15 protein-coding genes are annotated in these 17,811 nt (G+C 43.1%); 5 read left to right on the plus strand and 10 right to left on the minus strand.

Translation table 11 applies throughout. The features are described 5' to 3' along the window. Positions 1 to 110: 110 nt before the first annotated feature. Positions 111 to 1,592, minus strand: coding sequence for a carboxypeptidase M32 (locus tag OH456_RS24740; RefSeq protein ID WP_270034404.1), 1,482 nt, complete (start codon positions 1,590 to 1,592; stop codon positions 111 to 113). Positions 1,593 to 1,759: 167 nt separating this feature from the next. Between OH456_RS24740 and OH456_RS24745 the strand changes: the two genes are divergently transcribed. Next, complete coding sequence (locus OH456_RS24745) at positions 1,760 to 2,401, plus strand: LysE family translocator (protein ID WP_270034406.1); 642 nt, start codon at positions 1,760 to 1,762, stop codon at positions 2,399 to 2,401. Between the two features lie 418 nt (positions 2,402 to 2,819). Here the strand turns inward: OH456_RS24745 and OH456_RS24750 are convergent, their stop codons facing one another. The 6 genes from OH456_RS24750 to OH456_RS24775 all read right to left on the minus strand — a co-directional run bounded on the left by OH456_RS24750 (position 2,820) and on the right by OH456_RS24775 (position 7,792). After that, on the minus strand, positions 2,820 to 3,086 hold the full coding sequence (locus OH456_RS24750) for a DUF2960 family protein (protein ID WP_270034407.1): 267 nt from the start codon (positions 3,084 to 3,086) through the stop codon (positions 2,820 to 2,822). Between the two features lie 27 nt (positions 3,087 to 3,113). Continuing rightward, positions 3,114 to 4,886, minus strand: a complete 1,773-nt coding sequence (locus tag OH456_RS24755; RefSeq protein ID WP_270034412.1) for a bifunctional molybdopterin-guanine dinucleotide biosynthesis adaptor protein MobB/molybdopterin molybdotransferase MoeA — start codon at positions 4,884 to 4,886, stop codon at positions 3,114 to 3,116. Between the two features lie 2 nt (positions 4,887 to 4,888). After that, positions 4,889 to 5,497 carry a molybdenum cofactor guanylyltransferase MobA gene (gene mobA / locus OH456_RS24760; RefSeq protein WP_270034408.1) on the minus strand — a complete coding sequence of 203 codons (609 nt, stop codon included), beginning with the start codon at positions 5,495 to 5,497 and terminating at the stop codon, positions 4,889 to 4,891. Beyond that, positions 5,475 to 6,197, minus strand: coding sequence for an energy-coupling factor ABC transporter ATP-binding protein (locus OH456_RS24765; protein WP_031494333.1), 723 nt, complete (start codon positions 6,195 to 6,197; stop codon positions 5,475 to 5,477). The genes mobA and OH456_RS24765 overlap by 23 nt, the downstream gene beginning before the upstream one ends. 63 nt (positions 6,198 to 6,260) lie before the next feature. Then, the gene (locus OH456_RS24770; protein WP_006071480.1) at positions 6,261 to 6,959 is read right to left on the minus strand and encodes an ABC transporter permease; all 699 of its coding nucleotides are present in this window, start codon (positions 6,957 to 6,959) and stop codon (positions 6,261 to 6,263) included. Beyond that, on the minus strand, positions 6,959 to 7,792 hold the full coding sequence (locus OH456_RS24775) for a substrate-binding domain-containing protein (protein ID WP_252039063.1): 834 nt from the start codon (positions 7,790 to 7,792) through the stop codon (positions 6,959 to 6,961). The genes OH456_RS24770 and OH456_RS24775 overlap by 1 nt, the downstream gene beginning before the upstream one ends. A 324-nt stretch (positions 7,793 to 8,116) precedes the next feature. Between OH456_RS24775 and OH456_RS24780 the strand changes: the two genes are divergently transcribed. From OH456_RS24780 to OH456_RS24790, 3 genes are all read left to right on the plus strand, one after another. Continuing rightward, positions 8,117 to 9,571 carry a sigma-54-dependent transcriptional regulator gene (locus OH456_RS24780; RefSeq protein WP_239941546.1) on the plus strand — a complete coding sequence of 485 codons (1,455 nt, stop codon included), beginning with the start codon at positions 8,117 to 8,119 and terminating at the stop codon, positions 9,569 to 9,571. Beyond that, positions 9,564 to 11,588 carry a sensor histidine kinase gene (locus OH456_RS24785; RefSeq protein ID WP_270034409.1) on the plus strand — a complete coding sequence of 675 codons (2,025 nt, stop codon included), beginning with the start codon at positions 9,564 to 9,566 and terminating at the stop codon, positions 11,586 to 11,588. The genes OH456_RS24780 and OH456_RS24785 overlap by 8 nt, the downstream gene beginning before the upstream one ends. Positions 11,589 to 11,830: 242 nt before the next feature. Beyond that, positions 11,831 to 12,058, plus strand: a complete 228-nt coding sequence (locus OH456_RS24790; protein WP_006071484.1) for a hypothetical protein — start codon at positions 11,831 to 11,833, stop codon at positions 12,056 to 12,058. An 89-nt stretch (positions 12,059 to 12,147) separates the two neighbouring features. On the opposite strand, the gene OH456_RS24795 is transcribed toward OH456_RS24790, so the two are convergent. The 3 genes from OH456_RS24795 to OH456_RS24805 form a co-directional block, all read right to left on the minus strand. Next, the gene (locus OH456_RS24795; RefSeq protein WP_038222382.1) at positions 12,148 to 12,486 is read right to left on the minus strand and encodes a hypothetical protein; all 339 of its coding nucleotides are present in this window, start codon (positions 12,484 to 12,486) and stop codon (positions 12,148 to 12,150) included. A 188-nt stretch (positions 12,487 to 12,674) separates the two neighbouring features. Next, a complete protein-coding gene (locus tag OH456_RS24800; RefSeq protein ID WP_062460461.1) occupies positions 12,675 to 13,553 on the minus strand; it encodes a mechanosensitive ion channel family protein in 879 nt (292 codons plus the stop codon). Positions 13,554 to 13,561: 8 nt separating this feature from the next. Continuing rightward, entirely contained in the window at positions 13,562 to 15,904 is a 2,343-nt protein-coding gene (locus tag OH456_RS24805; RefSeq protein ID WP_270034410.1) for an ATP-binding protein, read from the minus strand. 248 nt (positions 15,905 to 16,152) lie between these two features. Between OH456_RS24805 and OH456_RS24810 the strand changes: the two genes are divergently transcribed. After that, positions 16,153 to 17,739, plus strand: coding sequence for an ABC-F family ATPase (locus OH456_RS24810; RefSeq protein ID WP_038230565.1), 1,587 nt, complete (start codon positions 16,153 to 16,155; stop codon positions 17,737 to 17,739). The last annotated feature ends 72 nt before the right edge of the window (positions 17,740 to 17,811 follow it).

The following is a 17,811-nucleotide window of genomic DNA, read 5'->3' on the forward strand; positions in this document are numbered from 1 at the left end:
ATTAATAGGCAATGTTAAAACGGTTACCGTTGAATTACTTATCACTTTGCGCCACAGACTGGAAAGTGTTGACTCGCCAAGTCGTCTAACTTCGCGAGTCATGACCGAAACTATAAGTAACGTTTTTCTAAATGTGTTCTAAAGAATTGAGCGTTAAGTTCTGAGCCGGTCGCTTGTTTAACCAACTCTCCAGTAGCAAGCGTACTTGCCTGACTCCAAATATTGTCACTTAACCAATCAAAGATCGGAGCCAATTCTAATGAAGAGATTGCGTTGTCCACATCCACCTCTTTTCTCATCGCCGCCATAAACTGCGCTGCATACATTGCCCCTAAAGTGTAAGAAGGGAAATAACCAAAGGCACCATCTGTCCAGTGAATGTCCTGCATGCAACCGTCTTTAAAGTTACCTTGTGTGGAAAGACCGAGGTACTGCTGCATCTTCAGATTCCACAGTTCAGGAATATCCTTATATGAGATCTTACTATTCATCAAATCTCGTTCGATCTCATAACGAAGAATGACATGGGCAGGGTAAGTAAGCTCATCCGCATCAACGCGAATATACCCTGGTTGCACTCGGGTATAGATTTTCTGTAGATTGTTTGCTTCGAATACTTTCGCGTCATTAGTTGAGAAGTGTTTTTGAGCCAGTGGCGCTAAGTTGGCGATAAAAGGTTGGCTTCTGCCTAGTTGCATTTCGAAGAACAAAGATTGAGACTCATGAATACCCATTGAACGTGCTTGGCCAACTGGTAGTCCTGCCCACTGTTTTGGTAAGCCTTGCTCATAACGAGCATGACCGGTTTCATGGACAATTCCCATTAAAGATTGAACAAAGTCAGATTCATCGTAGCGTGTTGTGATCCTGACATCTTGAGGCACACCACCACAGAAAGGATGCGAACTGATATCCAGACGACCATGGTCAAAGTCGAACTGAAGAAGTTTCATCACTTCCAATCCAAGCGCATTTTGATCTTTGGTACTGTATGACTCTTCAGTGGTATAAACCGACTCTGTTTTTTGCTTTTCAATGACCTGTTGAGTTAATTCTGGCAACCAAGATACCAAGTCACCAAAGATTGAATCGAGTTGCTGTGAGTTTACCCCCGGTTCATAGATATCCAGCATCGCATCATAAGGAGTTAAGCCTGATTGTTCCGCTCTAATTTGGGCCTCTTCTTGCGATAGTTTCACTACCTCTTCGAAGTTTTTACAAAAGCCATCCCAATCATTGTCACCACGCTGTGTACGCCAAGCGTGTTCGCACTTGGATCCAGCAAGAGACTTTGCTTTCACTAATTCTTCTGGAACGACAGTGGTAAGCTGCCATTGTCGTTTCATTTCCCCTAAGCTGGCTCGTTGTGAAGGGTCGAGTTCATCACTCTGAGCTTGTTCGAACCATTCTGCTAGCTGCGGCGCGGTCGATAGTTGATGGATATGAAGTGACAGTTGAGCCATCGCTTCTGAGCGAGCTTGGTTGCCTCCAGATGGCATCATTGCCGCTGCATCCCAACCACATATAGCGGATAAATGGCTGAAATTAGAAATTGTTTTATAGTGTTCAACCAGTTTGTTGTAGTTTTCCATGTCTTATGACCTTTTGCGTGAACGATTGTCCTAACTTAACACTAACAAGGAGTTACGGAAAGTGGCCGATAAAATCTGGAGAGGAAATCCAAATTAACCATGGATTTTTAATTGGAGTTACCTCAGAATTCGAACTCTGATGTTTTAGAAAGATGACAGTGGACGTTATGCATATTCTTAACCTTGAAGCCTTCCTTATTGCTATTACTATTCTTACACTAACGCCGGGACTAGATACGGCGCTGGTGATTCGTAACACCTCTAGAGGCGGCTTCAATGATGGTGCAATAACCAGTTTTGGCATCTGCTTGGGGCTATTTGTTCACGCAACATTCTCAGCTCTGGGTATATCGGTGATACTTACGCAGTCAGCGGAATTGTTTGCGTTTGTAAAGACGTTGGGCGCTGCCTATCTAATTTGGTTGGGTATCTCAAGTTTACGAGCATTAAAATCAAATCAGACCATAAAGCTAGAGCAAGATAAGATAAATACCATAGCAGCTTCGCGTTCTCTAAGAGAAGGATTCTTGTCTAATGTGTTGAACCCTAAAACTGCTGTTTTCTACTTAGCGTTTTTACCTCAGTTTATTAACCCAGAATACTCGCCATTTTTGCAATCATTGTTAATGGCCGCGATTCACTTTGTTATCGCTATGGTGTGGCAATGTGGACTATCGGGCATGCTTAATTCCGCTAAATCACTTCTTAACAATGGAAATTTTGTTCGTTGGATGGAAGGTGCGACCGGTGCAGTACTGATCATTCTCGGTATTAAACTGTTGGTTGAAGAGCCGCCGATGAGTTCTTAGCTTTTTCCAATGAACGTTGCGCGGTATAGAATTGATTTAGTGTGACGGTAGGGGACTTCAATAGAAATTTATCGAAACACTGATAGTATGCTTTGGAGTCACTTATTTGCTTGCAGTAATTACGAGCTTCTAGATTGTGGTTGTATAGTTGAGTTTCGCTCGCAAACTCGTTGTACGAGGCGCACCCACCTAAAATCATCAAAGTTGCTACTAAAGAAATTACCTTAATCATATTCGCTCTATCGCTGTTTTTGTTGTAATGAATATTACGACTCTGCTGATAGAGTTAGTTACCATTTCATGCCATTAGTTCCACTCAACAATAAAATTTTTATATGGTAAACGTTTGGTTTCTGGTCGGGTGAATAAAAAAACACCGAGTCAATCGACTCGGTGTCCTGGTTATCGAATTCAGTAACTATATCGGCTTTTTGCCGACTCCGAAGTTCTCTTTAGGCATGAGAGTTACTTTTCCAAAGCCCAATTTCTTAAAATGATTATCGCGATAATTGCGAACAGCCTTGGTATCCGAAACGGCTTCGATTTGCTGTTCCATTCTTAAGAAATCAGAAAGGTCGATGCCCTCTGCTTCAGCGACAGCCTCATGAATATTGCGATGCTGTTGGTAAGAAAACGTCAGTGTTTTCTCTTCATTCTTGTATTCGTAAATGATGGTACGAGCCATGATTTTTTACCTGCTGATAATTTAGCGCTAGATTCTGCCTTGTAGCGGGATAATTGTCACGCTTTCGCCTGCTTTTACTGTATCGATATGTGGTGCAATCTCTATTAGGCAGTTTGCTTCACTCATCGAACGTAGAATACCCGAGCCTTGTTTCCCCGTCGTGCGAACCATTAATTGTCCTGATTCTTCATCAAGCTCGTAGAATCCTCGGCTAAACTCTGTTCTTCCCTGACGAGAGCGCAGTGGCTCAGAGGCAATGGCGACGGCTTTGTGTGGTACAAACTGTCCAACACCTTGCATCTTCTTAATCGCGGGTTCAACAAAGTTAATAAACGACACCATTACGGCGACTGGATTTCCAGGAAGTCCAAAGAAGGGTGTTCCATTAATGTCACCAAAAGCGAGAGGGCGTCCCGGGCGCATATTAATACGCCAAAAATCAACGTTACCGTGCTTTTCAAGAACGTTCTTAATAAAGTCAGCATCACCGACAGAGACACCACCTGAGGTAATAACCAAATCCGCGCTGCGACTCGCTTCAGTGATCGCATTCTCCATAACGGACTCATCATCTTCAAGAATGCCAAGATCTATAATTTCACAACCTAATTTCTGCAACATCGCCATGATGGTAAAACGATTAGAATCATAAATAGAGTGAGCACGCAGAGGCGTTCCAGGGGCTTGAACTTCATCACCTGTAGAAAATACCGCGACTTTTAGGCTACGATTCACTTTTACGCTATCTAGTCCAAGTGAGGCGATCATGCCCATCTCAGGTGCCTGCAATAATGTGCCGGTATCAAATACCGATTGGTTGATCGCAAGATCTTCTCCAGCTTGACGAACATTCTGTCCGGTTTTAATACCGGCATCACCAAAGCTCACTCTATCGCCATCAACGTTAGCCTGTTCACGCATTATAACGGTATCAGCGCCAGCTGGCATTGGTGCTCCAGTCATGATTTGTACTGACTCACCAGAGCGAAGTTCTTGGTCGTAGCCATAACCTGCCATCACACTCGCGACGACATTGAATTGTTTTAGTCCAGCATCGGCACCAATGATGGCATAACCGTCCATTGCTGAGTTGGTAAACGCTGGCACATTAATAGGAGACGAAATATTCTCTGCTAGCGTGCGGCCATAAGCATTGGTTAGTGGGATAGTTTCAGATGCAGACAAAGCATTTACGGCGTTAAGAATTTGCTCTTGGCCTTGTTTCACTGATAAGAAAGCGGGTGATAGCGTATCGCAGCACGCTGCTTCTTTCTTAGGGCTAGAGGTATCTGGGCTAACATAATTTAGGATGAACCTTGTGATGGCGTCTAAATCATTGATGCTCATTGTCGGTAGGGACACATCCAACTCACTATCACTAGCGATAGCAATAATATTCTCATCACTTGGGTGTAGCCAAGGTTTGCCCACTTCTTTACGGTTGAGCTCAATCTTAGGGAAAGCGATGTTCTTGCAACCTTCAACTAAAATCAAATCCAGCGCTTGATGATCAAAGCGCGTCAACAAGTATTCAAAGTTTGATTCGGCCTCTGGAGTTTCCGTCATCAACGCATGTCTGTAACGAGAAGAGATCAACATTTGGCTAGCGCCGGCTTTACGTAGGCGATAGCTATCTTTCCCAGGTTTATCTACATCGAAGTTATGATGCGCATGCTTTAACACACCAATTCTTAGTCCGGTAGCGGTTAATTTTGGAAGTAAGGCTTCCAATAACGTTGTTTTACCGGTACCGCTATAAGCAGCGAAACCCAGAAGCGGGACATTATTAATGGATTTGATGGTCATAGATGGCTCTTCTGTGAATGCTCAATGGTTGCTGATAGTTTCGACAGTTCTTCTGGTGTATTTAGATTAACAAAACAATCGGGATTATCTGAAAAATCAACATACTTGGTATTGCACTCTTGGTATAACAAAATGATTTTTCTATCGCCACGCTCTAAAAATGCTTCCAATTTGGGTAGAACGCGCTTGTGAAACATGGTGAAAACAGGCTGATGAAAATCGCCATCATGTGCCACTAAAATATCGGTCGAGTCTTCGATAGCATGACAAAAACGTTCAACAATATGTTCATCAATAAACGGACTATCACATGGGACAAAGCCAACCCAGTCAGTTGACGAAGCGGCTAAGCCAGCGTGCATTCCACCAAGAGGTCCCGGATAATCTTTATACGTATCGCTAATAACGGGAGCATATTGACCATATTGGTCTACATTGCGGTTGGCGTTAATGGTAATGGATGAAGTTTGTGTGGTGAGCCGTTGTAAAACATACTCGATTAAGGGCTTACCATTAAATTCTACTAAGCCCTTGTCATTTCCGCCCATACGAGACGCTTGGCCTCCGGCGAGGATAACCCAACTAGTCTGAGTTGGATGCAACATAATCACTCTCTTGATCGGTTTGTTTTTTATCAATAATTTGTAGCAGTGGAGATTCTATCAAGGTGCAATCTTTTATCCACCATTGTTTTCGACACAATTTAGTTAACGCATTGGATTGATGACTCGTAACTACAATACTAGAACCGTGCTTTAACAGATCCTCAGCCATGAAAACCAAACGTTCTATTGACTCTTGGTCAAGTGAAGCGCTTGGTTCGTCCATTAACAAAATAGAAGGTTTCAGAACCCAAGCGCGAGCCATAGCGACTCGCTGTTTTTCACCACCAGATAACACTGATACATGCTCGTCAGCGAGCGTTTCAAGCCCGACTAATCGCAACGCCGCAATTACTTCTGCGCGCTTATCATGGGCTTCAAGTCTCTTATGCTTAATGCCATACGCGACATTTTGATAGACCGAGCCGTCGAAAAGGTAAGGGGATTGGTGAAGATAGATAACGTCTTTGCGACCAGAACCACCAAACAAGCGCGACATTATACTTTGGCAACTAGGAAACACCTCACCTGACGTAGGTTTTAATAAGCCAGCCAATATCTTCAGTAGTGTAGTCTTACCAACGCCATTATCGCCTTTTAAGTAGACGGCTTCGTTTGGTCCGATCGTTAACGATGGTATATGGAATAAGACACGGTCTTTGAACCGCATGGAAACCTGCTTTGCCTTAAGCTGTATTGTCATTATTGTCCCTCAAGCAGAGTCTTGAATTAATTATAGTGTTTGAAACAAAAAACGTTGAGCAAGTTAAGTTCTTAGAACGCCTTTACCTCGCATTGATGACAGCATAAAGTTGAGCACTAATGCCAACACCAACAAGACGATTCCTAAGGCGACACCTTGTGCGAAAGCTCCTTTGTGACTTTCCATAGCAATGGCGGTAGGGATATTTCTGGTAAGGCCCATGATATTGCCACCAACCATCATTGAGCAGCCCACTTCAGTTACGATTCGAGAAAAACCTGCAATCACAGCAGCCATTAACGGAAAACGCGACTCCCAAATGAGTGTCATAAGTGTTCTAAAACGAGATACACCTAGTGTTACAGAGGTTTCCATTGCTCTTCGGTCGGTGCTTTGTAACGCGCCATGCATCATTGACACCAAAACTGGAAAACAGATCAGTATTTGACCCACAATCATGGCTCGTTGAGTAAACAGCATTTCCCAGTCACCTAAAGGTCCCGAACGTGATAGCAGCATATATAAAAGCAAGCCAATCACAACGGTGGGAATCGCTTGCATGGTGTTCACCAATGAGAGCAGAAACCACTTGCCGGGGAAATTGCTGTAGGCCAGAAGATATGAGGCAATAATAGCGGGCAAAACAACCAGTGATACAGCTGATATAGATACGCTGAACGAGACGGCTACGATACGCCATAGGTCTTTATCGAGGCTAAATAGGAGGCTTAACGCCTCCATAGTGGTTTCCGTGATGCTCATTAACTGTTCGTTTTCTTCGCATCAGCGACAAACAATTGTTCGCCCATTTTACGATAGCTATTGATCATAGATTGTCCCTTATCTGATACCAACCAATCACTCAGTACGCGAGCGCCTTTGGTATTAAGGGTAGGGTAACGTTCAGGGTTTACAATAATGACTTGGTACGGGTTGAAGAGTTGCTTGTCGCCTTGGAATAAGATTTCAAGGTCTAGCTTAGCTTGATAGGCAAGCCACGTCCCTCTGTCTGTCATTGTGTAGCCTTGCATTTCTGAAGCCATATTAAGTGTTGGCCCCATACCTTGACCTACCGAACGATAGCCGCCGAAGTTAGGTTCAATCTTGGTTTGTTTCCAGATTTGCAGTTCTTTTTTGTGAGTACCAGAGTCATCACCTCGAGAGATAAAAATGGCGTTAGTTTTAGCGATGTGGGAAAACACTTCTTCTATGGTTTTCTGATCATGAACGTCAGCGCTGTCTTTCTCTGGTCCTACGATAACGAAATCGTTATACATGACGCTACGTGGTTCTATGCCATAGCCAGCATCGACAAAGTTCTGTTCCGCTTTTGGAGCGTGTGTCATCACAACATCAACATCTCCATTTTCTCCCATTTTTAGAGATTTACCTGTACCAGCTGCGATAATATCAACTTGATAGCCAGTATCAGTAGTAAATTCTGGGAGCAGGTAGTCTAGAAGACCTGAATGATAGGTACTGGTTGTAGTTGCGAGGCGGATGCGAGATTGGTCGGTATCTGTATTATCTGCATAAGCCGTTGCAGATAGTGCTGCTAGAGACACAGCAGAAACCATTAATCTTGAGAATGTCATAGTATTGTCCATTTTGGTTATTTTTATCATTAATCTACGTAAACGCATGATAGTTTGGTGAAGAACAACGCCACCAGCACGATTCATGCACTAGATACCCTTCGTTATGTTTATGGTACCTGTTTCTATACGCGTGGTACCCATAAGCAAAGACAATGCCATAATTTCCTTAGAAAAAAAGCGGCAAAGTGCGACATTTTGCTAATATTTCTCGCAGTTAAACTACAATTAGTTTGAGCTGGGACAAAATGTCGCAATTTAACCCATGATGTTTTGTAGCAGATTGGTACACTCTGTCTCAAATAGGAACGAATACAAATATTTATGACTTTTTTTCAAACCTCTGAAATTACCAACCAATTGACGTCACCATATCTCGCATTCTCTGTACTGGTCGTTGATGATGAAGTCGGCATGCAAGCCATTCTTAAAAAAGCATTGAGTAAAGGGTTTGGACAAGTAGACACTGCAGGAAGTGTTGAAGAAGCCGAACAGCTTAGGATCAACCATCACTATGACCTTATCATTTTGGATATCAACTTACCTGGTAGGTCTGGGATTGAGTGGGAAGAAGCGTTTAACGACTTAGATCGTAAAGCCGACGTGATATTTATGACTGGTTACGCCGACTTGGAGGTCGCGATCAGTGCGTTAAAATTAGGAGCGTCTGATTTCATCCTAAAGCCCTTCAACCTGGATCAAATGCTGCAAGCCGTTAAACGCTGTATGGATAAGCGACTGGCTGAAAGAATTAATGTCGCTTTGAGTCATGACATAAGCCGACGTGTTAGTAAAGAAATTATCGGCCTTTCTGAAAAGACGAAGAACTTAAAACAGCTCATTGGTCAATTTGCGCCATCTAGAGCGTCAGTGTTGATAGAAGGTGAGTCGGGTACGGGTAAGGAGTTAGTTGCGAGAGGTATTCATACAGCCAGTAAACGCCAGGGGCCATTTGTTGCCATAAATTGTGGTGCATTAGCTCCAGAGCTATTAGAAAGTGAATTGTTTGGTCACGCCGCAGGTGCTTTTACAGGTGCTAAAAAGAATCGAGAAGGACTTTTCCGAGTAGCCAGCGGGGGAACATTATTCCTAGATGAAATAGGTGAAATGCCTCTGGCTATGCAAGCATCGTTACTGCGTGTATTAGAGCAGAGAACGGTTAGACCTGTGGGCACAGAAAAAGAGATCAGTATTGATGTTCGAGTCGTTGCCGCAACTAATCGCAACCTACAAGAAGAGGTCGATCAAGGGAAGTTTAGACAAGATCTTTACTACCGTTTAAATGTTTTAAAAATAGAAGTGCCAGCGTTAAGAGAACGCCTTGCTGACTTATCAGATTTGGTACCTTTCTTTACTCGGTCACTTGCCAAAGAGCTAGGTGTTCCAGAACCCAAATGGGCTCATGAAGATATGCACTCTATGCAAGATTACGATTGGCCGGGTAATGTGCGTGAACTTAAGAACTTGTTAGAGCGCTGCATTCTTCTCAATAAACCGCCAGCTCACTACTTTAATGAGTTAAAAGGAGCACCGGTTAACACTTCTATCACCATGTCTGTCAACGATTTGACCACGATGCCCGCGAATTCGACGATTCAAGATGGTCAGTTTGGCTATCCTAATTCATGGTCTCTAAAAGATGTCGAAAAATCTCATATTCAACAAGTGGTAGAAGCACATTCCGGCAATAAATCGGCAGCATCGCGAGATCTAGGTGTAGCACGAAAGACGTTGGAGCGTAAGTACAAAGAGTGGGACGAAGGCTGCGTAGATGAATAAATTGATGCGCCTATGGAGCAAATGGCGCTACAGAACCAAATCAATGGTTCGATACCGCCTATTGTTTTTAACGTCAGCGCCTATTTTCCTCACTCTAATCGCACTATTTGGTATAACGGCATACTGGTCTATTCACTATACATGGCAGAGTGCGCTGATCGACGTATCTGAGCGCCTGAGCATCGTTGGCGACAAAATCGATAGCTTGCAAGATGAACAATTCGACCACATCCAAGCCTTCTCTGAATCGTATGAATTTCGGACTCGCTTGAATCATATTCAAACCAATAACGAATTTGATGTATGGGTGAGGTCCCAACGCGAGCGTTATCAACTGGACTTCTTGCGTTGGATGCCGGCCAACAAAATTAGTCAGTCAGAATACCGAAAAATGGCACAGCAACGCTCTTTCTTTGATGTGTTGTCGAGATCTGCTGCTTTTGAAATGGAACCGTCACTGGCGGAACACTCAGAAGTTTGGCAGCAAGAAAATCACGTGCTTGAGGAGCGCTCTTTGGTGAGCCGTTCTATCATCGCTGTGTTTGACGACAACAGTCACCTGTTAGGCTATTTGGATGGTGGCGTGCTGATGAACAACAACTTGGCGTTGGTGGATCGAATTCGTGACACTATTTATCCAGTGAGCAATCTTGAACGTCATATACAAGGGACGGTGACCTTGTTCTTGGACGACTTACGAATCGCGACTAATGTACCGATGGATGAGTCATACACGGGTAGACGAGCACTTGGTACCTTAGTGTCCCAAGAGGTTAGCAATGCAGTGTTAATAAAGGGAGAGAGTTGGATAGATAAAGCGTACGTTTACGACACGTGGTACATCGCTGGTTATAAGCCTATTCGTGATATCGATAATAACATTGTGGGAATTGCTTACACTGGATATCTAGTTTGGCCATTGATTAAAACTTATATCACTAATATTGGTGAGGTAAGCGTCATCATCATTGGCTTGCTATTGGTTTCGGGCTTTATTGTTTATCGTGGTGCTCGCGATCTATTTAGACCCATAGAACAGATCCACCGTGTGGTGAAAATGGTTCAGTTAGGCAAAGATGAAGAACGCATTGGTGAGTTGGGGCTGGATGATAAACACGAACTAAGTCAACTCGCTAAGCAGTTTGACAACATGCTTAATCAACTACAATTCCGTAATGAGCAGATTCAAGAAGCAGCCCATGAACTTGAAGGTAAAGTGCATTCTCGTACCGCTAGCCTAAAAGAGAAAACGGAGCAACTTGAGTTACATATCAAGCTGTTAAACCAAACTCGAAATAAACTGGTTACCAATGAAAAGCTGGCCGCTTTGGGGGAGCTAACTGCGGGCATTGCCCATGAGATTAACAACCCAACGGCAGTTATTCTGGGTAATGTTGAGCTTATGCGCTTCGAATTGGGATCCGATGTATCTCGCGTTGAAGAAGAAATTGATGTCATATTGGCGCAAATCGACCGTATTCGAAACATTACTCGAAGTCTACTGCAATACAGTCGCCAAGGTGGTGTGCAAGATGAAGTAACATGGCAGCACGTGAATCCAATTGTGGATGAAAGCGTCACTTTGGTAAGAACTGGAGCGAAGAAACGCGACGTGGAATTCATCGTAGACCTTAATGCGAAAACGCCAGTTGAAGTGAATAGACATCAACTCCTGCAAATACTAGTCAACCTACAAATGAATGCCATTCATGCTTTGCAAGGTAAGGGGCGTTTAACCGTCTTAACAGAAGATTGGGTAGAAGCAGGGCAAAGCATCGGTTCGCTTATTCATGTTATCGACGAAGGTTGCGGCATTTCTGATGCCAATATCAAACGAATTTTCGATCCATTTTTCACCACTAAGCGAGATGGTACTGGATTAGGTCTTTCTGTATCTCAGAGTATTCTGAGTCAAACGGGAGGTGAGATCCGTGTGAAGTCGAAACTTGGCGAGGGTAGCCAGTTTACACTCTATTTGCCGCAAAAAGCAGATCATCATTTACTGGTTAGCGCTTAACGTAATAAGTATGAGTGGAGTATATAAAGCGTATTACCACCAAGGCCGTTCCTAATGATTGCTTAAGTTCCAAAGCTAAGGGATTGGTTCCCAGATTAGACGTTCTTGCATCACAAGGGAGTAATTTAAGCTATTTACGCTATACCACTTACAAGGAAGTAAAGTTCATCATCTGTATAAACGTCATTCTTTCACTACTATTAGAGAGGATGAGCACTTTGTCTATATGAAGAGGGAACAAAATGAAATCAATGACTTGTAGACAACTTGGTGGGGCTTGCGATGTGGTGTTTGAAGCAGAAACATTCGAACAAATTGCTGAGTTAAGTAAGCAGCACGGGATGGAAATGTATCAGAAACAAGAGCCAGCACACCTTGATGCAATGAATAAGATTCAGGCGATGATGCAAAATCCTGAGGAAATGAAAGCGTGGTATGAAGAAAAGAAACGTGAGTTTGACGCTCTGTAATATGAGAGGTGCTTGTAACTATTCACAATAGATATCTCGATGTATATCGAGATATCTTTGCAAACGGTCGATGTTAATGTGGCTTGAAGCTACATACAGATAGCGACAGTTCCAGCAACCATTAAAGTGATAATGGCATACCACACAAATTGTGTTTTCTGATCCGCTACATTGATTCGAATGTAGTTAATTTCGTCTTTTGCCATTGCTTCGAAATCACTAAAGCTAACTTGAAAGTCACGGCTTGCGTTTACAACGTCGTTTTGCAATTTGTTAAACGTCGCTTCAATAAAATTCTTTGCTTCTCCCAGTGGTGCAGAAGAAAGTGCCATGCGGTCCCATACCGCCATTCTTGATTCAAACTCACTGTCACTAACACAGTTAAGCTTTAATAAATCATGTTCACGCTTGATGCGTTCTTTACCCATTTTATCGTAATTCAGATTCTGAAATTTGTTCACGACAATTACTCCAAAGGTTTCAGATAGGTAGTAAGCGTTATCGCGCCTACTACCGTAACTGCCCGGAATAGTAGATAGGTCGTTGTGGCACATCAACTTGCAGTTTTTATCTAAACGACAAATTTCATTTGCTTAGTATGATCGTGCGGACGTTGTTAGCTTGATCTGACAGCGATTTGTGGTGGGTTAATACCATGCTTTTTAAATTCTTCCATAACTCTCAGAGTAATATCAGTTTCAAATAGTTTCTCGTAGGCGGTATCAACAACATACGCCTTACAAGTCAACTGAATCGCTAGATAATTGTCAGTGATGGTCTGTTTCACCAGAACGGTAACAGGTTTAGGCAGGTGAATGTAACGACTAGAGGAGGCCGCTTCTTGAATCAAGTTTCTCGCCAAGACGATATCTTCATTCATTCCAATATAGAACGGAATCACAACTTGCATATCGAGTGCACCGTAGTTTCCGCTAACCGTCACCTCATTAAGGAACTTGTTGTTTGGAATGGTAATGATGTCATCATTTAAGGTTCTCATACGCACAGAACGCAGCCCTATAGTCAAAATGTCGCCATAGTTACCTTCGAATGTGACGCGGTCACCTACTTGGAAAGGTCGGTCAATCATCACTGTTAGGCCTGCAATAAAGGAGGCTGCAAGGTCTTTCATCGCGAAACCTACCGAAACGGCAAGCGTACCACCTATAAGGGCAAGAATGTGGTCGTTAATTCTAAAGCTTAACATGAAAACTACGATACCAGCGGTCATGTAGATGAAGAATTGTAAGAAGGACTGTAGCTTTTGCAATAGCATCCGATATTGCACGAACTGACTACCAATGCTGTCCACCAAGGAGTTCATAAACTTAATCAGCAACCAAGTTGCCATTATGATGATGACACTGAGAACGACACCGGACCAACGAATCAAGGTGGCAAATTGAGTAATACTGTCCACAGAAGCTACTTCTTCATTGGCAAAGCTGACAGAAGGCAGTAATAACAAAACAATGATGTAGATAAGCTGTTTCATGTAACCTCCTATTTAACCAGCAAATGTTGGCGATCCAACACGTTAGTAATGTGTCTAAACCAGTGATCGGAAATACGAGCCTTGTCCTCTTTCCACTCTATGTAACCTCGGCTTTGAAAATAACGCAATGTGCCAATAACTTCAGAGATAGTAAGTTGGGTACAGTCGGACACATCCTCAGGAGAAGCCGCTTCCAGTTGAACGATGGAGCGTAGTATGGCCAACATCGGTTTTGGCATTTTATCGAGTTCTTCGGATTCAGGAGCATGAAAGAGGCGGACTACTACGGCATCGGTGTCTTTATTTCGTCGTAGTGAGAACCTAAAGAAACGCAAAGCAACCGTCGGGTTGCCATCGGAGTAATGCCACAAAATACGGTAGAAACCTTGTTTCGCTCGATCTTCTTCAGACTCACTATCGTTATCCCATTGCTTAGGCACAACAAGACCTTCAAAGCCAACCTTATGCTCGGGGCCTTGGTTAATTCGGCTATCTAACAAAGCGCCAATTTGCTCTTCTGACCATTTGGGAAGAAATGCAACCCAATCGAAAAGCAGACGCTCACCTCTGGCTCTATCAACAAATCGCCAACTAGCTTTCTCAATGGAAAATACCGCTCTATGGCTCTTTTTGGAACGACGCAGTAAATTGGTAAAGCGGATGAGATCGTTGAGTCCGCCCACCTTGGGCTTTACGAGTCTTTGGCAGTTATCAATTGCGATAAGATAATTGGTATTGCTTTTACGCAAATGACTGAGGATTTTCATTTCGCTTGCGTCTTCTTCTAATCCAATGCTTACAGCAAAGTGAATTAATAGCTGGTTATAACCTGCTAGAGGGCAGTTTACATAAACTGGCTCAGCGTTTTTTACTTTATGCAATACCTGCTTCAGAAGCCTAGTTGCCCCAACACCTCGTTCGCCAGTGATGACGCATATAGCAGGGCTATTGGTGAGCAGGTATTTTGACAGTTGTTGAAATTCATCTTTGGCATATTCTACTAAAGGACTGAAATCATCGCCGGGTAGGACATAATCAAACGCAGAATCTCCTTTAATTCGAACTAGGTTACTGTCTGCACTGCTACCGGTTTGTTTTGCGACCTCTATTTTAAATAGGTAGGTGAGTCCCTGATTGAATACCGTATATTGAGATAAGAGCCCAATAAGGCGGTTTTTAAGGTGATGCAGTGCAATCCATAACGTCGCGAGTGAGGTGGCGATGAGGCCGACTATAAATATATCTTTTTTACTTGTCGCCCATGTCACCCATAGTGGCTTCTCGGAGATCTTCTCTAACGAACTAAAAACAGTATCTTTCCACATTACGATTACCGTGATGGTAATCAACGCGAACCACAAAGAAAAAAAGCTCGATATCCAGTAATAAATTGTTCCTTTGCCAAGAGTTTGAGCCGCTATTTGCAATACAAGACCCGCAACGATAAAGCTCCAAACGTAACGTCTAACAGTGGAAAGTCGTAGTGTGACGATCTCTTTACTGGTCGCGAAGCTATTGCGATGAACAAACTCCAAAATAAAGGAGATCGCAATAGAGCCTCCAAGTATCCACCAAGTAAATAACTCTAGATATGACAGTTGAGATAACGCTTCGATGCTACTAAGAACACGTAAAGAGACGGTAATAGCGATCAACCAAGCAATTGCTATACTTGCACGACCAAGATACCAGATAAATCGAACCCAAATCGGTGGCTTGCCTACCACAGATGCAACATGTGATTTTAGTTGATCAAATAATCGCCTTTGATTAGTCAGCCACCACATTAGAACGCAATAAATAAAGAATACCTTGATACCTACCCAAATAACGGGGACAGGGGAGATAAATATCTCCGTCACCAGGGTCTTCAAACTTCTTAACTGAAAGAAGATAAAGTATTCGGCGTTCAGAGTGGTAATACGCCACTCTTGTTTAAACTGAGTTACGCCATCTGGACCGAACCCGGTGAGTTGATCGAATGTCTTGTCTGAGGCGAGTTCTAACAAAGTTTGTTTACTATGGCTCAAACTGTTAAGTGTGAGATATTGCGTTTCAACGTCAAACCAATGTTCGTCAGTTACATCATCGCGAAACACCGCAAGTGCTTCATCGTAAGACAAGATTTCACGATCTTGTTGATCTAACGTATAAGCGAGTAGACGTCTTACCTTATTGTTGTCTTGAGGCGTTAAGAATAACTTCGCAGGTAACGCAGCGATTTCAGTAGCCAGTGATTGGGCGTCTTCAGAGGGGACAGGATTATCGTCATCTTGGTAATCCCATCGTGCAGAGGCTGGAAAGCTAAGGCAAAGCGTTAACACTGCTATCCAGAGAGATTTATTGATCATTATTAGCACACCACTGTTCGTAACTAGTTGTAACTATTTAAATTCTTAATTTAGTGTAGTTAGCGTCGCCACACTCTGCACGTGACAGCCGATAAAAAGATAGAGAATATTGCTTCACAGCTAAAAAGATGCACGTCTAGTCACCAGAATCCTACGCATCAATAGGGCGGGAATGCAGTTGTCACTTGCATCTGAAGGCAAGAGACTGTAGGGTTGCGCAGTTTTGTTTAATCTCAAAGGTAACGCTTGTGCTATCAACCGCAAATATCACTCAACAGTTTGGTGCTAAACCACTGTTTGAAAACATTTCTATCAAGTTTGGCGAAGGTAACCGTTATGGTCTGATCGGCGCGAATGGCTGTGGTAAGTCTACATTCATGAAAATCTTGAGCGGCGAGTTGGAGCCAACAAGCGGTAACGTTTCTTACGACCCTAACGAGCGAGTAGCAAAACTAAACCAGGACCAATTCGCCTATGAAGAGTTCACGGTTGTAGACACTGTTATTATGGGTCACAAAGAACTTTGGGCCATCAAGCAAGAACGTGATCGTATTTATTCTTTGGCTGAAATGAGCGAAGAAGATGGGATGAAAGTTGCGGACCTTGAAGTTCAGTTTGCTGAGCTTGATGGTTATATGGCGGAAGCAAAAGCAGGAGAACTGCTACTTGCGGTTGGTATTCCTGAAGAACAACACTTTGGATTAATGAGTGAAGTTGCTCCAGGTTGGAAGTTGCGTGTTCTATTGGCGCAAGTGCTGTTTGCAGACCCACACATCATGCTACTTGACGAACCAACCAATAACTTGGATATGGATACGATTCGTTGGCTAGAGCAGGTACTTAACCAACGTAATTGCACCATGATTATCATTTCGCACGACCGTCACTTCTTAAACAGCGTGTGTACACATATGGCTGATTTGGATTACGGTGAGCTACGTGTTTATCCGGGTAACTATGATGAATACATGTTTGCAGCTACACAAGCTCGTGAACGTCTGTTAGCTGATAACGCTAAGAAGAAAGCTCAAATTGCTGATTTACAAACGTTTGTTTCTCGTTTCTCAGCTAACGCATCGAAAGCGAAGCAAGCAACTTCTCGTGCTAAGCAAATCGATAAGATTCAGTTAGAAGAAGTGAAAGCGTCAAGCCGTCAAAACCCATTTATCCGCTTTGATCAAGAAAAAGAGCTGTTCAGAAATGCTTTGAACGTGGAAAACTTATCTAATGGTTTTGAAGAGGTATTGTGGTCTGACTTTAACGCTATCTTTGAAGTTGGCGAGCGTGTTGCAATCATCGGTGAGAATGGTGTAGGTAAAACAACGCTACTTAACACGTTAGCCGGTGAACTTGAACCGAAAACGGGTGAGTTTAAATGGTCAGAAAATGCCAATATCGGTTACTACGCCCAAGACCATGCTCATGATTTTGAAGAAGACATGAACCTGACTGATTGGATGGGTCAGTGGCGCCAAGAAGGCGATGATGAACAAGTGGTACGTAGTTTCTTAGGACGGATGTTGTTTGGCCAAGATGATATTAAAAAGTCAGTAAAAGTGCTGTCTGGTGGTGAGCAAGGTCGTATGCTTCTAGGTAAACTTATGATGCATAAGCCGAACATGTTGTTGATGGATGAACCAACTAACCACATGGATATGGAATCTATCGAATCCTTAAACTTGGCATTAGAAAACTATAAAGGTACGCTATTTTTCGTATCACATGACCGTCAGTTTGTATCGTCAATCGCGACACGTATTCTCGAAATCAAAGACAACAAGATCTCGGATTTCAAAGGCACATACGAAGAGTTCTTAAAAGCTCGCGGTGTTTAATCATCTAGAGTACTGACCTCAGAGTCGCAATTCCTAAGTAAAACAGGAACCTCTTATAGCGCCATTCGAACC

Source organism: Vibrio sp. La 4.2.2, assembly GCF_027586995.1.
GTDB lineage: Bacteria > Pseudomonadota > Gammaproteobacteria > Enterobacterales > Vibrionaceae > Vibrio > Vibrio mediterranei.

Coding starts and splice junctions, on each gene's coding strand:
- OH456_RS24800 (WP_062460461.1), bottom strand. CDS start 13,553: ATGAAACAGCTTATCTACATCATTGTTTTGTTATTACTGCCTTCTGTC.
- OH456_RS24790 (WP_006071484.1), top strand. CDS start 11,831: ATGAAATCAATGACTTGTAGACAACTTGGTGGGGCTTGCGATGTGGTG.
- OH456_RS24780 (WP_239941546.1), top strand. CDS start 8,117: ATGACTTTTTTTCAAACCTCTGAAATTACCAACCAATTGACGTCACCA.
- OH456_RS24750 (WP_270034407.1), bottom strand. CDS start 3,086: ATGGCTCGTACCATCATTTACGAATACAAGAATGAAGAGAAAACACTG.
- OH456_RS24785 (WP_270034409.1), top strand. CDS start 9,564: ATGAATAAATTGATGCGCCTATGGAGCAAATGGCGCTACAGAACCAAA.
- OH456_RS24765 (WP_031494333.1), bottom strand. CDS start 6,197: ATGACAATACAGCTTAAGGCAAAGCAGGTTTCCATGCGGTTCAAAGAC.
- OH456_RS24770 (WP_006071480.1), bottom strand. CDS start 6,959: ATGAGCATCACGGAAACCACTATGGAGGCGTTAAGCCTCCTATTTAGC.
- OH456_RS24805 (WP_270034410.1), bottom strand. CDS start 15,904: ATGATCAATAAATCTCTCTGGATAGCAGTGTTAACGCTTTGCCTTAGC.
- OH456_RS24745 (WP_270034406.1), top strand. CDS start 1,760: ATGCATATTCTTAACCTTGAAGCCTTCCTTATTGCTATTACTATTCTT.
- OH456_RS24795 (WP_038222382.1), bottom strand. CDS start 12,486: ATGGGTAAAGAACGCATCAAGCGTGAACATGATTTATTAAAGCTTAAC.
- OH456_RS24740 (WP_270034404.1), bottom strand. CDS start 1,592: ATGGAAAACTACAACAAACTGGTTGAACACTATAAAACAATTTCTAAT.
- mobA (WP_270034408.1), bottom strand. CDS start 5,497: ATGTTGCATCCAACTCAGACTAGTTGGGTTATCCTCGCCGGAGGCCAA.
- OH456_RS24775 (WP_252039063.1), bottom strand. CDS start 7,792: ATGACATTCTCAAGATTAATGGTTTCTGCTGTGTCTCTAGCAGCACTA.